The organism is Actinoplanes lobatus (assembly GCF_014205215.1).
GTDB classification, from domain to species: domain Bacteria; phylum Actinomycetota; class Actinomycetes; order Mycobacteriales; family Micromonosporaceae; genus Actinoplanes; species Actinoplanes lobatus.
This window is the reverse complement of the sequence record NZ_JACHNC010000001.1, coordinates 4,749,870-4,766,067: the sequence shown is the minus strand read 5'-3', so window position 1 is coordinate 4,766,067 and position 16,198 is coordinate 4,749,870. Positions and strand designations below refer to the sequence as shown.

The window sequence follows — 16,198 nt, the reverse complement described above, 5'->3', positions numbered from 1 at the left end:
GGTTCTTCACGGACGCCGGCCCGGTGGGACGGCGGCGGTCTCGGTGCGGCGCTGTTTGCCGGCGATGACCGGGTGCGGCTTCTTCGGCAGCGCCGGGCTCGCGGCGAGCCAGTGCAGGACGGCGATCAGGTCCTCCCGGGGCGATGACGGGTCGAGCAGGGACAGCACGGCACCGTCCAGCTGCGGTACCGGCGCCTGCGAGATCAGCGGGTGGTTGGGCCGGTGGTCCGGCTCGTCCGGCCCGAGCAGCACCTCGGCCAGCTTCTCGGCCGGCCGCAGACCGGTGTAGACGATCTGGATGTGCTGGTCGGCGGCGTCGGCGATGCGCTTGGCGACGTCGGCGATGCGTACCGGCTCGCCCATGTCGAGGATCAGCACCTCGCCCTTGCTCTCCAGGGCGCCGGCCTGGATGACCAGCCGCACCGCCTCCTGGACGGTCATGAAGTAGCGGGTCACGTCCGGGTGGGTGACGGTGATCGGGCCGCCCGCCTCGACCTGCGCCGCGAAGGCGGTGAGCACCGAGCCGCGGGATCCGAGCACGTTGCCGAACCGGACGCTGCAATAGGTGCCGGGGACCAGGGCGTCGGCGGCCGCGGTGAGCCGCTCGGTGATCCGCTTGGAGTAGCCGAGGACGCTGCACGGGTCGGCGGCCTTGTCGGTGGAGATGTTGACCAGCCGGTCGACGCCGTGCCGCATCGCGGTCTGGAGGATCTGGTACGTCCCGATGATGTTGGTCTTGAGCGCCTCGGACGGGTGCATCTCCAGCAGCGGCAGGTGCTTGAGGGCCGCCGCGTGGAAGACCACCTGCGGTTTGTGCTCGGCGAACACCTCGTCGAGGCGCTGCTCGTCGCGGATGTCGGCGACCACCAGGTTGCGGTCGTCGAGCTGACCGCGGCCGTCCAGGGTCAGCTGCACGGCGTGCAGGCCGGACTCGTCGCGGTCCAGCATCACCAGCTGGGCCGGGTTGAACCGGGCCACCTGGCGGCACAGTTCCGAGCCGATCGAGCCGCCGGCGCCGGTGACCAGCACCCGGCGGCCGGACAGGTATCCGGCGACGGCCTCCAGGTCGATGCCGACCTCGCGGCGGCCGAGCAGGTCCTCGTGGCTGACCGGGCGGATGTCCTCGACCCGGACGGTACGCCCGAACAGCTCCACCACCGGCGGAACCACCTTGAGGTCCACGTTGAGCGGCTGGGCCAGTTCGGTGAGCGCCCGGATCAGGTCGGCGCTGGCGCTCGGGATGGCGATCACCACCGCCTCGGCGCGGAACCGGCGGACCACGTCGGCCATGTCGTCGCGGGTGCCGACGACCGGCACGCCCATCACCCGGAAGGTGCGCTTGGCCGGGTCGTCGTCGAGCAGGGCCACCGGCACGTACGGGCTGGACGGGCTGCGCAGCATGGCCCGGATGACCGAGGTGGCGCCCTCCCCGGCGCCCATCACCACGACCCGGGCGCCGCGGTCCGGCGACGGCCGCAGCCGGCTGTCCTGGAGCGAGCGGACCATGTAGCGGACGCCGGCGGTGAGCACCAGCGCGAACATGCCGGCCGCGATGATCGCCGAGCGCGGCACGAGCCGGCCCAGCAGGGTGTCCAGGACCAGCACCGCCGGCACGGTCACGGCGGAGGTCTTGACCAGTGCGGCGATCTCCTCGAAGCAGCCGTACGCCCACCGGCCGGTGTAGAGCCCGAAATTGATGCCGGCCAGCGTGTGCACGGCCGCGACGATCGCGGACAGCACCACCAGACCGGTGAGATCGACGTTGCCGATGTGCCCGTCGTGCCGCAGCAGCGTGGCGATCAGCAGCGCGGTGGCCAGGGCCGCCGCGTCGGTGAGCGCCCGCGCGGCGCGGCCCGGCAGAGCCCGGCGGTGCCACGGGACCGGGTGTGGACCCGGGCCGCGCCACTCGCCGGGAGTCGCGTCGGCGGTTGGTTCGCCGGACGCTCGTCGCCGTACCTGCATGGATTCCCCCTCGTACGATGCCGGCGCGGCCGGCCGCGGATCCTTCGCTCGACAAGGAAAAACGAGTCGGCGCAAATGCATTTCCGGACATTGAAATGCGGGCAGCGACTCGTCTGCGTAACGTCCTATCGACCTTTCGCAAATTTAGAGTTCCAGTCAGCGAGGTCGGTTTACAGTAGCAATTGTCATGGGCTATGCGAGGAAACCTCATGTTCGCCGTTCTATTGAGGACAGGGCCTTGATCGGCATTTTCGCGAGATACTTCCGGATGGCTGTGGATGGCCATTCGGCGGAGGATGTCATAGCCACGATGAGAAGGACTCACTTTAGGCGTGACATCTGAGACTTCCGTTGCGACGCAGTTTCCGGCAGCGTCTTGAGCGCGGGTGTCGCAAGCGTTCTGTCGAGAATGCGACCGGGGGACAAAGACATGAGGGTGCTGCATGTGATCAGCACGCTGGAGCCGGGTGGAGCCGGGCAGCAATTGCGGTTGCTGGTGCGCCGGCTGCCGTACGAGAGCGAGGTGGTCACCCTGGCGCCGGCCGGCGCCGGAGACGTGCCGGACGGCGTCCGGGTGCACCGGATCACCACGACGCGCGACCACGACCCGGCGGCGGTCCGGCGGCTGCGGCAGCTGATGCGCGCCGGCCGGTACGACGTGGTGCACACCCACCTGTACCGGGCGTGCGTGCAGGGCCGGATCGCGGCCCGGCTGGCCGGTGTCCCGCACGTGGTGGCGACCGAGCACCACCTGGGCACCGAGACCATCGAGGGCCGCCGGGTCTCCCCCGCGGTCCGCGCCCTCTACCTGGCCGGTGAGCGCCTCGGCCAGGTCACCATCGCGGCGTCCCCGGCGATCGCCGGGCGGCTGCGCTCGTGGGGCGTCCCGGAGCGGCGCATCACCATGATCCCGAAGGCGATCGACGCCCGCGAGTTCCGGTTCGACCCGGCGCTGCGGGCGGCGGCCCGGGCCCGGCTCGGCGTGGCGCCGGACGTGCCGGTGATCGGCGGACTCGGGCGGCTCGAACCGGACAAGCGGTTCGACCTGCTGATCCGTGCGGTCGCCGAGGTGCCGGAGACGGTGCTGCTGCTGGCCGGCGACGGTTCGGCGCGCGCCGCCCTGGAACGGCTCGCGGTGATCGAGGGTGTCGCCGACCGAGTGCTGTTCGCCGGGGCGGTCGCTCATCCACGGGAGATGCTCTGCGCCATGGACGTCTTCGCCTCACCCGACCACACCGCCTTCGGCACGGCCACCCTGGAGGCGATCGCCTCCGGGCTGCCCGCCGTCTACGGCTCGTGCATGCCGCTGGAGGAGCGGGTGGCGGCGCGCGCGGCGGTCCGCGGCACCCACCGGCTCTCCCTGGACCGGGAGTCGCTGCCGCGGGCGCTGCGCGCCGAGGTGCTCTGCCTGGCCGAACGCCGCGGGCGCCGGCTGCCGGCCCGATCGGCGGGAGTCCGGTACGACGCGGACCACCTGGCCGCCTCGGTCGGCCGGCTCTACGAGCGGATCGGCGACCGGCCCGGGCCCCGCCGGGTCATCGCACCGCTGCTGGGCTACCGCGGCCGGTTCGGACGAAAGAACAGTTTTCCACTGCCCGGCGGAAATGTGCGAAACGCATGAGCCGGCGGAATATCAGGTAACCCACCACGGTGCCGAGCGTGTTCGACGTCAGATCGTGCACGTCGGCCCAGCGCAGACCGTGCAGGGTCAGCAGCAGGAACAGCTGGGCCGACTCGATTCCGAGGCTGAGCGCGAAGCCGATTCCCACCACCGGCCCCCAGCCACGCACCCTGAAGACCATGTGCAGAAGCGCACCGAGCGGCAGCGTCATCATCATGTTCAGCACGAAGTCGCGGCGGCGCATGTCCTCGACCGGCACCCAGAGGATCCGCTCCAGGTCCGGGTCACCGGCGCCCGGGCCCCAGGACAAAGTCATCGGGAGCATCGTCGCGCCGAGAATGGCCACCGCGTACCACCCGGCGAGCCAGAAAACGGCGAGCCGGCCCGGGGTCAACTGCCCGCGGCGGTACAGCAACACCGTGGAAACGATCATCAGAATGACACCCAGAGGCAGCAGAACGGGCAGCGCCGGAATGTCGAGTCGATGGACTGGCATCCGTTCCCACGCTACCCGGCCGCACCGGTCAGCGAAGCCATCCCTCCTTGCGGGCGATGCGGATGGCGTCCAGCCGGTTACGTGCCCCGGTCTTGGAGATGATCGCGGACAGATAGTTGCGCACCGTCCCGCCGGACAGGTAGAGCCGGCCGGCGATCTCCTTCACCGACTCGCCCTCCGCGGCCAGGCCGAGGACCTCCAGCTCCCGGGTGCTCAGGCCCCGATCGGTGTTCAGCGAGGCGGCCTGCAACATCGGCGACACCACCCGCTCGCCGCGGGCCAGACGCCGTACCGCGTCCGCCAGCATGGCCGGTGACGAGTCCTTGACCAGGAAGTTCAGCCCACCGTTCCACCGGCGGGGCGGCAGCATGCCCCGCTTCGACGGATCACACAGCAGCAGCATCGAGCAGGACGGGATCGCGGTGTGCATCTCGTCGGCTATCGGCAGGACCTGACTCACCATGTACTGCGTGTCGATCACGACGACGGCCGGCCACAGTTGGGCGGCACGCTGCGCCAGATCGGCGCCGATCGGGAGAGTGTCGACGTAGTGCATGTCCGGTTCGGTCTCGAGGAACGCTCGCACCGGGACACCGAAGTATCCCTCGTCTCTCACCACAACGACCCGGATCATCACACCACCCTTGCCGAGGGACGCCGGCTTCCGGCCGGTTCGTCGACCTGTCAGGAACGTTGGATGCACATACCTTTCTATCGCCCCGTGTCCATTCGGACGATCGCGGGTCGACAGATCTTCCATTGATCCGGGAAAACGGTCGTTCACCCAGCTCAACCCTCATTCGTGCCATGGAGATCTCCACCGGGCACATACTTAACGTAACGGTACGGAGCACTCTCCGCACACAGTGATAGCCGATCGAACGAGTCAGGTATGCCGGATCAACGATTCAGGGGGCCGAAATGACCGGGACATCGATCAGTTACTCACCAGAAACCTGGGCGATGTCCCGATTTATCTGGACCAAAGGTACAGCGAACTGATCGAATATAGCCATTCCGATCACCTGAAAGTGATAACGCTTCCCTCGCCGCAACCGGACCGTTATCCAATCCATTCATGATCACCCGAAATTGGATCACGCACCCATTGCCCGTAAAGGATTACCCCGTTCCCCCGCATGGGTGACGAGCCGCCGTTCCCCATCCGCGGTCGCCCTTCAGGCTTCACTCACGCACCTTCATCGGTACGCGCGACGCCGCCCCCAACCACACCCCACTCACCCCGCCCGTTCGGCCACCCTCACTGCGACTCCAGCCCTCCCTGCGACTCCAGCCCTCCCTGCAACGCCAGCCCTCCCACCACCCCCGCGCCGGCTACCCTCCCGCACCTCCCGCACCTTCCACGATCTTGGACGTCTCCCCACCGACGGAGGTGGCCGATCGCCCAAGATCGCGCCCGGCGGGCACGACGCCAGCCGCTACCCTCCCGCACCTCCCGCACCTTCCACGATCTTGGACGTCTCCCCACCGACGGAGGTGGCCGATCGCCCAAGATCGCGCCCGGCGGGCACGACGCCAGCCGCTACCCTCCCGCACCTCCCGCACCTTCCACGATCTTGGACGTCTCCCCACCGACGGAGGTGGCCGATCGCCCAAGATCGCGCCCGGCGGGCGCGGCGCCAGCCGCTACCCTCCCGCACCTCTCCGCCCTCTCGCGATCTTGGACGGGGTGCGGGTGGTGGGGTGCCGGCGTGTGGGCGACGGCCTGGAGTGGGCAGGTGGCCCGGCGGGCGCGCTGCGGCCTGGAGTGGGCAGGTGGCCCGGCGGGCGCGCTGCGGCATGGAGTGGGCAGGTGGCCCGGCGGGCGCGCTGCGGCATGGAGTTGCGGATGGTCGCGCGGCTTGGCGGGCGTAGTGGTTGCGGTTGTGGGCGAATTGTCGCGTACAAGAAAAGGAAGAATGAGAAATTGACGGACAAATGGGTGATCGGGTTTTGGGGGTGACACTTGCGGAAGCGGGGCTGTACAGTGCCGTGCGATGAATACCTTCGTTTGTGGATCGGGGGTTCTGTTCGCACAAGGTGAGTGCTGATGCGCTCATGGGTTGCGAACGGGGAATCCCGTCGTCAGGGCTGGCGGCGTGCGCGGGAGTTCGGCGTGCCGCCTTCGATGATCGAGTCCGCTACCGCGCGACGGGTCGCCGGCGATTGGGCCGGGGCCTGCGCGGCCGCGCATGTGGACGTTGATCTCAATCTTCGGGCCGTCGGGCGCGCCTATGGGCGTGGGTTCGCGGCGTCGATTCGTGCCGATCTTCGGCGGATGGCGCCTGAGCTGCTGCGATGGCATCTTCCGCGGGTTGCGCCGGACGGGCTGCTGCGGCCCGGTCTGACCATGACGCTCGCCCGGTATCCGGGAGCGGCCGTCCATCTGGTGGCGCGGACCGCTCCGGGATGGGCCGCGGGCGGACAGCGGATCAGTCTCGCCTTGTGGGAGCCGCGTTCCCGGGATCCGGGGCCGCATCCTCACGCTCGGCCGGACCGGCGGTTCCGGCTCGATCTGCATCCCCATCTCTGGGCCGCCGATCAGGCCGATGAGCTGCGGGAACGCTGTGGCGCGGACAGCTGGCAGCCCACTCCGGAAGGGTATGCGGCGCACCGCTGGGAGGCCGAAGCCGCGATCCTGCGGGCGGCCGAAGGGCGGGACGGGCCGGTCACCGTTCGTCTCGGGGGTGGGCGGCGGCTGGTACTCGGGGAGGATCGTCCACGGCGTGCCGACCGGGGCGGGGATCCGGCCGGGATGGCGCTGCCGTGGGCGGCCACCTGGGTTCTGCCCGACCTGGAGCTGCTCCATGCCGGACTGATCACACCGGACCAGCTGCATCCGCTGGTGGCTGCGGCGCTGGCGCCGGGCCGTTCCGGGGCGGCCCCTCCGGCGCCGGACCATTTCGGGGCGTCCCGCCAGATCGCCCCCGACCCGCCGCCCGGCCATTCTGGAGCGTTCCACCCGGTCATCGCCATGCTGACAACTGGCCGTTCCGGGGTGCCCGGCCTGGTCGGAGCCGGTGGGGAGCGGCTTGTCGAGTGCCGGGGTGAGGTTCATCGGCTCGGGCTGGTGGACGGGACGCTCATGCCGCTCGATCACGGTGAGGTGGAGCTGCGGCGGGAGGAGATCCTGCGGCGGCTCGGCGGCCCGCAACTGCCGTGTCTGGCGGCTGTCACCGGCCGGGGCCGGCGGCCGGCGTTCCTCGACGAGGTCCGGAACCGGCTCGATCACGGTGATCACGACGGGGCGCTGGCCGTCGCGGAGGAGCATCTAGGGCCGGAGGCACGGCTGCCGGAGGGTGAGCTGCGGGACGAGTTCGCGGCCGCCGTGGAGGAGCGGGTCCGGCACGGGATGTTCCGGGCCGGGCTGTTCTCCGGCGAGCCGGGGCTCTCCGGGAAGGTCACGCTGGGGCGGCTCGGGCGCCGGGGGCGGGACCACCGGACACCACGGCGAGCACACCCCTTTCAACCTGATAAATCAATAAAAAGGTGATGATACTTGACTCTTTCTGTGGCCACGGATCTGCTCACTCTGCTCGCCGACACCCGTACCGAGGAACGGCCCGACAACCAGCTCGACGCTCTCACCCTGGCCGTCGCCGCCGACCTGCCGGTGCTGCTCTGGGGCGAACCGGGCATCGGCAAGACCGCCACCCTGCATCAACTCGCCGACGGCCTGGGACTGCCGCTGACCACGGTGATCGCCAGCGTGCACGAGCCGTCCGACTTCGCGGGCCTGCCGATCGTCGGTGACGATCCGGCCGTGCAGGGGGTGCCGATGGCGCCGCCGGACTGGGCGGTACGACTGGTCCGGGCCGGTCGTGGCCTGCTCTTCCTGGACGAGCTGTCGACCGCCCCGCCGGCGGTGCAAGCCGCCCTGCTCCGGGTGGTCCTGGAACGGCGGGTGGGCGCGTTGCGGTTGCCGGACGGCGTACGGATCGTGGCCGCCGCCAACCCGCGCTCGTCGGCGGCGGACGGCTGGGAGCTGAGCCCACCGCTGGCGAACCGGTTCGTACACCTCCAATGGGCGTACGAGCACGAGGTCGTCGTCCGCGGCCTCGGCGGAACCTGGCCGCGCGCCGTCCTTCCGTCCCTGGATCCGGGCCGGCTGCCGGAGGCGGTGGACATGGCCCGGCGTGCGGTGTGCGGTTTCCTGCGTGCCCGGCCGACCATGGTGCACCGCCTGCCGGACACCGAGACCCGCCGGGGCGGCCCGTGGCCGTCGCCGCGCAGCTGGGACATGGCGTTGCGGCTGATCGCGTTCGCCACCGCGGCGGGCGCCTCGCGCGAGGTGCTGTCCATGCTGGTCCGGGGCACGGTCGGCGACGGTCCGGGCCTGGAGGTGATGGCCTTCCTGGACCGGATGGATCTGCCCGACCCGGAGCACCTGCTCGCCGAACCGCACACGGCCCTGCTCCCGGAACGCGGCGACCTGCGCCAGGCGATCATGGACGGGCTGGTCGAGGCGGTCCGGCAGCGCCCGGAACGCTCCCGCTGGGACGCGGCGTGGGTGGTGCTGGTGCGGTCGCTGAAGATGGGCGCCCCCGACCTGGTGGTGTCCCCGGCGTCCGCGCTGGCCGCCCTGCGCCGCGCCGACTGGGTGCTGCCGCCCGACATCGAGCAGCTCACCCCGGTCCTGTCCCTCTCCGAGCGGGCCGGAGCGGCCCTCTCCGAGCGGGCCGGTGCGGCCCTCTCCGAGCGGGCCGGTGCGGCCCGATGACCGGCACAGGACCGCGGGCGGCGCTCACCGCCGAGGAGGGCGAGAAACTGTACGCGGCGCGCCTCTACGCCGCCGAGGCACGGCCCTACCTGGCGACCGCCCTGTTCGCGCTGCGGGTGGTGGAGTCGCCGACCGTACCCACCATGGCGGTCGACCGTTACTGGCGCTGCTACGTCTCCCCCGCCTTCGTGGCCGCCACACCCCTCAAGGATCTTGCCGGGGTGTGGGTACACGAGGTCACCCACCTGCTGCGCGACCATCACGGCCGCGGCGAACGGCTCGCCGCCGCGAAGGATCTGACCGGGCGCGGGGACCGGCTACGGATGAACATCGCGGCCGATTTCGAGATAAACGACGATGTGTACGGTGATGGCCTGCCACAACCGCGCGGCGCGGTCCACCCCAGCCAGGTGAATCTGCCGGTCGGCCTGCTCATGGAGGAGTACGTCGCCCAGCTCTCGGCGAACACCTACCGCCGGCAGCTGGCCTGGCTGGACTGTGGCAGCGGCGCGGACGGCCTGACCCGGGTCTGGGAACTCGGCCCCGACGGTGCCCACACCCTCAACGAACAGGAACGTGACCTGGTCCAGTTGCGGGTGGCGCAGGCGATCACCGGCGCTCCGGGGCGGGCGCCGCTGGGCTGGCGGCGGTGGGCGGAACAGGTGATCCATCCGCCGCAGCCGTGGCGGGATCTGCTGGGCGCCGCGATCCGCTCGGCCGCCTCGGCGCCCGGCGTCGGCGAGGACTACGTCTACAGCCGGCCGGCCCGGCGCTCGGTGTGCCTGCCGAAGGTGGTGCTGCCGAGCCTGCGGCGCAACCCACCGCGGGTGGCCGTGGTGATCGACACCTCGGGTTCGGTGAGCGACACCGAACTGGGCAGCGCCCTGCTCGAGGTCGCCGCGATCAGCCGGGCCGTCGGTGGCCGCCGCGATCTGGTACGGGTGGTGGCCTGCGACGCCGCCGCCCACCTGGTGGCCCCGGTCTGCACCTCGGCGGGCATCGAACTGACCGGCGGCGGCGGAACCGACCTGCGGGCCGGCTTCGACCGCGCCCTGTCCACCCGCCCGGCACCGGACGTGGTGGTCGTCCTGACCGACGGCCAGACCCCGTGGCCCCGCAGCCAGCCCGCCTGCCGAACCGTGGTCGGCCTGTTCCGCCGCCCCCGAGTCATCAACACCGCAAACCCGAACTACCGCCCCACTCCCCCACCCTCCTGGTCCCGAGTCGTAACGATCAACTGACCCGCACCCCCGCACCTCCTCGCCTCCTCGCCTCCTCGCCTCCTCGCCTCCTCGCCTCCTCGCCTCCTCGCCTCCTCGCCTCCTCACCTCCTCACCTCCTCACCTCCTCACCTCCTCACCTCCTCACCTCCTCACCTCCTCGCCCCGCACCCCGCACCCCGCACCCCGCACCCCCGCGATCTTGGACGATTCACCACCATGGAGGGCGGCAAAACGTCCAAGATCGCCGCCAGCCGCCAGCCGCCAGCCGCCAGCGGACGGCGGACGGCGGACGGGAGGCAGCAGGCAGCAGGCGGCAGGCGGCAGGCGGCAGGCGGCAGGCGGCGTACCCCACCACCCCGCGATCTTGGACGTTCCGCCACCGCGGAGGGCGGCAGATCGTCCAAGATCGCGGCCGAACGGCCGGACCACCCCACGACCCCACGACCCCACGACCTTGGACGATTCACCACCGCGGCGAGTGGCCAACCGTCCAAGATCTCGGGCAAACGGCCGGACCACCCCACGACCCCACGACCTTGGACGATTCACCACCGCGGCGAGTGGCCAACCGTCCAAGATCTCGGGCAAACGGCCGGACCACCCCACGACCCCACGACCTTGGACGATTCACCACCGCGGCGGGTGGACAAACGTCCAAGATCTCGGGCGAACGGCGGGAGCACCCCACCGCCATCGCGATCTTGGACGTTTGGACGCCCTCAGGCGGGGTTGTGGGATGGCCAGGCGGCCCGGATCAGTGGGGTGACCGTGTCGGCGAGCCGGGCCGACTCGGCCGGGCTGAGGGACGGGTCGGCCCGGCGCACGGCGATCGCATCGCCGAGGGCGGACAGCGCGCCGTCGCCGATCCGGGCGAGGAAGCCGGTGAGGAACTCGGCGGCCGCGGCGGCATGCGGGTGGGTTCCGTCGGCGGCGACCTGGGCCATGATGATCGCGGTCAGGCAGACGTCGACGGCGGCCGGGCCTTCGGCGGCGTTGTGCCAGTCGATGACGACCGGGCCGCGCGAGGTGAGCATGACGTTCTCGAGATGAAGGTCGCGATGCAGGATGCGGTCGCCGGGCACGGAGCTCAGGCGGGCGGGCAGCTCGTGCAGGCGATGATGCAGTTCGGCGAGGATCTCGACGCCGTCCGGCACGGTGAGCGTCCCGGCCGCGAAGGCATCGGACATGGTGGGCCCGTCCAGCCGTTCCAGGATCATGTCGGGCCCGTCCACCGAGTGCACCCACGGCACCGGGAATCCGTGCCCGGCCAGGTATGCCATCACCACGGCCTCGCCCGAGGCGTCATCCCCGCGACGGTAGCGGCGCAGGACCCGGTGCTCGTCGAGGGCATAGACGTCGGCCTCCCGGCCGGATCCAAGAAGATCCATACCCGGGACGGTAGCCACACCCGGCAAATCCCATCACCGGCGATGGCATCGGCGCCGGCCCGAGGAAAGCACCAGGTAGACACGCCCGGATCCGGCGAATACGGAACGCCCGGCCGGCGGAGAGCCGGCGGCGCAGAGGGCGCCCCGCCGAAGAGAAGAACACCCAGGCACCCGGCAAAAGAGGTGAAAAGCTGACGAAAACCCCACCGAAGGGGAAAGCGGCGTGGCCGGGGAACGGAACGCCTGGCCGGCGGAGGCCAGCCGACGAACGAAACACCCGGCCGCGGAGGCCAGCCGGGGAACGAAACACCCGACCGGCAGAGGCCAGCCGGGGAACGAAACACCCGACCGGCAGAGGCCAGCCAAGGAACGAAACACCCGACCGGCAGAGGCCGGCCAAGGAACGGAACGCCCGGCCGGCAGAGGCCGGCCGGGCGCGACGTGCAGGGGTCAGTGCAGGACGACGGGAGGGACGTTCTCGTCGTCGAGAAGGTGGGACTCCTCGTGCTTGCGGGGCAGGAACAGCGCCGGGACGATGGTGAGCGCCATCAGCACGAAACCGACCGTGAAGGTGTTGGCGAACGCGTCGGCCGCGAACTGGAGGCCGCGCTCGATCAGGGTCGGGTCGGGGATGGACGCGGCGATCGACGGGTCGGACTGGGCGGCCATCGCGAGGCCCGCCTCGGTGACCGGGGCGCCGGTCTCCGGGTTGGTGACACCGGGGATGGCGGGCGACCCGTTCAGCTCGCTGGTGAGGATCACCGACATGACGGCGGATCCGACCGAGCCCGCGATCTGCTGAAGGATGTTCAGCAGGGTGGAGCCGCGGGCCACCTCGTGGTTGGTCAGGGTGCGCAGCGCCGAGGTCATGATCGGCATCATGGTGCCGCCCATGCCGAGGCCCATCACGAACAGCGAGCCGCACAGAAGCAGGTACGACGTGTCCGTCCCGACCTGGGTGAAGGTGTAGAACCCGCCCGCGATCAGGAGCAGCGCGAACGGCACGGTCCGCCCGACGGGGATCTTGTCGGCGAGGACGCCGGCGATCGGCATGGTCACCATGGCGCCGATGCCCTGCGGGGCCATGAGCAGGCCGGCGTGCAGCGTCGACTCGCCCCGGATCTGGAGGAAGTAGCTGGGGAAGAGCAGCCCGGCGCCCATGAAGGCGACGGTGAAGACGGCCAGCGTGATCGCCGCGACGGTGAGGTTGCGGTTGCGCAGCAGCCGCAGGTCGAGCAGCGGGTGCACCGGCTTGAACGAGTAGAAGATGAAGCCGATCACCAGCGCGGCGCCGACCAGCATCGGGATCCACACCTTGTTGGCCGCGAGGGTCTGCTCCTCGGGCAGGGAGGACACGCCGTAGAGGAAGAGGGCGAGGCCGGGCGAGAGCATCAGCATGCCGATGAAGTCGAACGACTCGGACGGCTCGGGGCGGTCCGCCGGCAGCACGATCTGCGCGTAGATCAGCGCGCCCAGACCGATCGGCAGGTTGATCAGGAAGATCCAGTGCCAGCTGTAGGAGTCGATCAGCCAGCCGCCGAGGATCGGGCCGCCGATCGGGCCGAGCAGCATCGGGATGCCGAGGACGGCCATCAGCCGGCCGATCCGTTCGGGGCCGGCCGCCCGGGTCATGATCGTCATGCCGAGCGGCATGAGCATGCCGCCGCCGAGACCCTGGAGCACGCGGTAGCCGATGAGCTGGCCGATGCTGTCGGCGGTGGCGCAGAGGACGGAGCCGATGGTGAAGAGCAGGAGGGCGGCCATGTAGAGCCGCTTGGTGCCGAACCGGTCAGCGGCCCACCCGGTGAGCGGGATGACCGTGGCGAGGGCCAGCGTGTACGCCGTCATGGTCCACGCCACTTCGGCGTAGGTGGCGTTGAACTCTTTCTGGAAGGTGGGCAGCGCGACGCTGACCACTGTCACGTCGAGGATCGACATGATGGCGCCGAGGACCACTACCCCGGCGATCTTGAGGACGGCACCGTCGAGTTTCGCCGGCGCCGCCGCGGATTGACTGCTCACAACATCTCCACAGGTTGGGCGGCATTCCGGAGCGTAGCGGCGGGGTACGACAGTGTTCTCAGGTTTGGTCGCGCCCGCCGATATCCGGTTGCCCAGATCGGCGCACCCATGCCGAGGTGAGTATTCCCAGGCCATTGGCGGTCCAATGGAGCACGATGGGGGCCAGAAGTCCGCCGCTGAGCAGCCGGAGAAAGCTGAGAACGACGCCCGCCAGGGTGGTGAACGCCACTTCCCGGCTGTCCGGAAGATGCCACAGACCGAAGAGCACCGAGGTCACGGCCACCGCCCAGGCCGGTCCGTGTGCCTGTTCGACCAGCGTGAACAGCACGCCGCGGAACGCCACCTCCTCGAAGATCACCGTGCTCAGCGGCACGCCGAGGAGGGCGCTGCGGACCGGGTGCGGGAAGTACGGTTCGGCCAGCGCCCGGCGCGCGGCCGGGATCGTGAGGGCCACCCCGTAGCCGGCCGCGACGAGCAGGGCCGCGCTCACCGCGTACCCCCAACCGGCAGCGAGGGTGAGACCCGCCTCGGCGGGAGTGAGCCCGGAGAGAAGGACCAGCGTGGCCGCGGCGAGCGGCCCGGTGAAGGGCTGGGCCCGCGCCGGACCGCGGCGGTTCCACACGCGGACCGCCGCCATGAACACCAGCACCAGGACGATGATCGCCCCACATTAATCGGTCGACATCCCTGGGGGATCTTCCGTAACGTGGCGCCATCACCGCGATCGGGAAGGAGACACGGCCATGCGCTACCGCACCGCCGTCGTCATCCCCGTGTCGCGTTTCGAGCTGATTCTCGTGTCTGGTGCGGCTGGCTCCGGCTGCGCCACCGGGGCTGGTCTCTGCCTGTAAACGGCGCGGTCCGCCTTCCGATCAGACTCGAAAGACCGATTCATCATGCGTGTCCGTAATATTGGCATCCTTGCGCACGTCGACGCCGGCAAGACCACGCTCACCGAGCGGATCCTCTTCGCGACCGGCATGACCCACCGCACCGGCGAGGTGCACGACGGCGACACCGTCACCGACTTCGATCCACAGGAGCGCGACCGTGGCATCACCATCTTCGCGGCGGCGGTCAGCTGCGACTGGGCCGGGCACCGGCTCAACCTGATCGACACGCCGGGGCACGTCGACTTCTCCGACGAGGTGGAGCGGTCGCTGCGGGTGCTGGACGGCGCGATCGCCGTCTTCGACGGCGTCGCCGGGGTGGAGCCGCAGAGCGAGAGCGTCTGGCGGACCGCCGACCGGTACGGCGTACCCCGTATCGCCTTCGTCAACAAGCTGGACCGCCCCGGGGCCGACCTGGACGCGGCCGTGGCCTCGATCCGCGACCGGCTGGAGGTCACGCCGCTGGTGGTCCAGGTGCCGATCGGCCGGGAGGGCGACTTCGCCGGCGTGGTCGACCTGGTCGACAACCCGCCGCCATCAGCGAGAACCGCACGAAGGGAACTGGAGGAAGCGGTCGCCGAACTGCATCCCGAAGCGCTGGAACACCTCGACGACATGCCGGACGAGACCCTGAGGAAGGCGCTCCGTGACCTGACCATAAGCGGACAAGCGGTGGTCGTCCTGTGCGGCTCGGCCTACCGGGACAAGGGGGTGGAACCGCTGCTCGACGCGGTGATCGACTACCTGCCGGCGCCCGGCGGCGACCCGGCGAAGGACCTGGTGGCGCTGGTCTTCAAGCGGCGCGAGCGGCTCACCTACCTGCGCGTCTACGACGGCACGATCACGAAGGGGGACACCGTGTGGGACGCGGGCGCCGGGCGTACCGAACGGATCGCCCGCATCCTGCGGGTGCAGGCCGACCGGCACACCGACATCGACCGTGCGGTGGCCGGCGACATCGTGGCGGTGGCCGGGGTGAAGGCGGCCCGGACCGGTACGACGCTGTCCAGCCGGCAGCGGCCGGTGCTGCTGGAGGCTCCGCGCACGGCCGAGCCGCTGGTGTCGGTGGCGGTCGAGGCGCGTACCCGGGCGGGCGCGCTGAAGCTGCCGGCGGCGCTGGCCGCGCTGGCCGGCGAGGATCCGTCGCTGTCCGTGCGCACCGACCCGGAAACCGGGCAGACCCTGCTGTCCGGTCTCGGTGAGCTGCATCTGGAGGTGGCCGTGGAGAAGGTGCGGCAGAGCACCGGCCTGGAGCTGACGGTGGGCCGGCCGCGCGTCTCCTACCGGGAGGCGGTGACCGGCGGTGTCACCGGCATGCTCTACCGGCACGTCAAGCAGGACGGCGGCGCGGGCCAGTTCGCGCACGTCGTCCTGGACGTGACGCCGGAACCGGGCACGGGTTTCGTGTTCGCGTCCACGGTGACCGGTGGGCGGGTGCCGGCCGAGTACATCCGGGCGGTCGAGGCGGGCTGCCGGGAGGCGCTCGGCGACGGTCCGCTCGGCGGCCATCCGGTGGTCGGGCTGCGGGTCACGCTCACCGACGGGCAGACGCATCCGAAGGACTCGTCGGAGATGGCGTTCCGCGCGGCCGGCCGGTTCGGCCTGCGCGCGGCGCTGCGCGCCTGCACGCTGACGCTGCTCGAGCCGGTCGCGGAGGTCACCGTGAGCGCGCCGTCCGACGCGCTCGGCGCGGTGCTCGGCGATCTTGCCGCGCGCCGCGCCCAGGTGACCGATTCGACGGTACGGACGGTGACCGCGACGGTTCCGCTGTCCGAACTGTTCGGGTACGCGACCCGGCTGCGCAGCCGCACGCACGGCCGAGGCACGTTCACCAGCCGCCCGGCCGGCTACCGTCCGGCGGCATAGCGAACGGTCG

At 70.7% G+C, this 16,198-nt stretch carries 11 protein-coding genes; 5 read left to right on the top strand and 6 right to left on the bottom strand.

All coding sequences use genetic code 11. The features are described from left to right. Positions 1-6: 6 nt before the first annotated feature. Entirely contained in the window at positions 7-1,962 is a 1,956-nt protein-coding gene (locus BJ964_RS22005; protein ID WP_188122426.1) for a nucleoside-diphosphate sugar epimerase/dehydratase, read from the bottom strand. A gap of 430 nt (positions 1,963-2,392) precedes the next feature. On the opposite strand from BJ964_RS22005, the gene BJ964_RS22000 reads away from it, so the two are divergent. Then, the gene (locus BJ964_RS22000; protein WP_188122425.1) at positions 2,393-3,583 is read left to right on the top strand and encodes a glycosyltransferase; all 1,191 of its coding nucleotides are present in this window, start codon (positions 2,393-2,395) and stop codon (positions 3,581-3,583) included. On the opposite strand, the gene BJ964_RS21995 is transcribed toward BJ964_RS22000, so the two are convergent. Next, positions 3,498-4,079, bottom strand: a complete 582-nt coding sequence (locus BJ964_RS21995; RefSeq protein ID WP_188122424.1) for a VanZ family protein — start codon at positions 4,077-4,079, stop codon at positions 3,498-3,500. The genes BJ964_RS22000 and BJ964_RS21995 overlap by 86 nt on opposite strands. Before the next feature lie 28 nt (positions 4,080-4,107). Beyond that, positions 4,108-4,713 carry a response regulator transcription factor gene (locus tag BJ964_RS21990; RefSeq protein ID WP_188122423.1) on the bottom strand — a complete coding sequence of 202 codons (606 nt, stop codon included), beginning with the start codon at positions 4,711-4,713 and terminating at the stop codon, positions 4,108-4,110. 1,416 nt (positions 4,714-6,129) lie between these two features. Here BJ964_RS21990 and BJ964_RS21985 point away from each other — a divergent pair. The 3 genes from BJ964_RS21985 to BJ964_RS21975 are packed head-to-tail and all read left to right on the top strand — an operon-like array spanning position 6,130 to position 10,040. After that, complete coding sequence (locus BJ964_RS21985) at positions 6,130-7,572, top strand: hypothetical protein (RefSeq protein WP_188122422.1); 1,443 nt, start codon at positions 6,130-6,132, stop codon at positions 7,570-7,572. A gap of 6 nt (positions 7,573-7,578) precedes the next feature. Next, entirely contained in the window at positions 7,579-8,799 is a 1,221-nt protein-coding gene (locus BJ964_RS21980; protein ID WP_188122421.1) for an AAA family ATPase, read from the top strand. After that, a complete protein-coding gene (locus BJ964_RS21975; protein WP_188122420.1) occupies positions 8,796-10,040 on the top strand; it encodes a vWA domain-containing protein in 1,245 nt (414 codons plus the stop codon). The genes BJ964_RS21980 and BJ964_RS21975 overlap by 4 nt, the downstream gene beginning before the upstream one ends. Before the next feature lie 701 nt (positions 10,041-10,741). Here BJ964_RS21975 and BJ964_RS21970 read toward each other — a convergent pair. The 3 genes from BJ964_RS21970 to BJ964_RS21960 form a co-directional block, all read right to left on the bottom strand. Then, positions 10,742-11,410, bottom strand: a complete 669-nt coding sequence (locus BJ964_RS21970; RefSeq protein ID WP_188122419.1) for a phosphotransferase — start codon at positions 11,408-11,410, stop codon at positions 10,742-10,744. A gap of 450 nt (positions 11,411-11,860) precedes the next feature. Continuing rightward, positions 11,861-13,432, bottom strand: a complete 1,572-nt coding sequence (locus BJ964_RS21965) for a DHA2 family efflux MFS transporter permease subunit (RefSeq protein ID WP_188122418.1) — start codon at positions 13,430-13,432, stop codon at positions 11,861-11,863. 58 nt (positions 13,433-13,490) lie between these two features. Next, positions 13,491-14,081, bottom strand: a complete 591-nt coding sequence (locus BJ964_RS21960) for a CPBP family intramembrane glutamic endopeptidase (RefSeq protein WP_203832482.1) — start codon at positions 14,079-14,081, stop codon at positions 13,491-13,493. Between the two features lie 247 nt (positions 14,082-14,328). Between BJ964_RS21960 and BJ964_RS21955 the strand changes: the two genes are divergently transcribed. Beyond that, on the top strand, positions 14,329-16,188 hold the full coding sequence (locus BJ964_RS21955; protein ID WP_188122417.1) for an elongation factor G: 1,860 nt from the start codon (positions 14,329-14,331) through the stop codon (positions 16,186-16,188). The last annotated feature ends 10 nt before the right edge of the window (positions 16,189-16,198 follow it).

Coding starts and splice junctions, on each gene's coding strand:
- BJ964_RS22005 (WP_188122426.1), bottom strand. CDS start 1,962: ATGCAGGTACGGCGACGAGCGTCCGGCGAACCAACCGCCGACGCGACT.
- BJ964_RS22000 (WP_188122425.1), top strand. CDS start 2,393: ATGAGGGTGCTGCATGTGATCAGCACGCTGGAGCCGGGTGGAGCCGGG.
- BJ964_RS21995 (WP_188122424.1), bottom strand. CDS start 4,079: ATGCCAGTCCATCGACTCGACATTCCGGCGCTGCCCGTTCTGCTGCCT.
- BJ964_RS21990 (WP_188122423.1), bottom strand. CDS start 4,713: ATGATCCGGGTCGTTGTGGTGAGAGACGAGGGATACTTCGGTGTCCCG.
- BJ964_RS21985 (WP_188122422.1), top strand. CDS start 6,130: ATGCGCTCATGGGTTGCGAACGGGGAATCCCGTCGTCAGGGCTGGCGG.
- BJ964_RS21975 (WP_188122420.1), top strand. CDS start 8,796: ATGACCGGCACAGGACCGCGGGCGGCGCTCACCGCCGAGGAGGGCGAG.
- BJ964_RS21970 (WP_188122419.1), bottom strand. CDS start 11,410: ATGGATCTTCTTGGATCCGGCCGGGAGGCCGACGTCTATGCCCTCGAC.
- BJ964_RS21955 (WP_188122417.1), top strand. CDS start 14,329: ATGCGTGTCCGTAATATTGGCATCCTTGCGCACGTCGACGCCGGCAAG.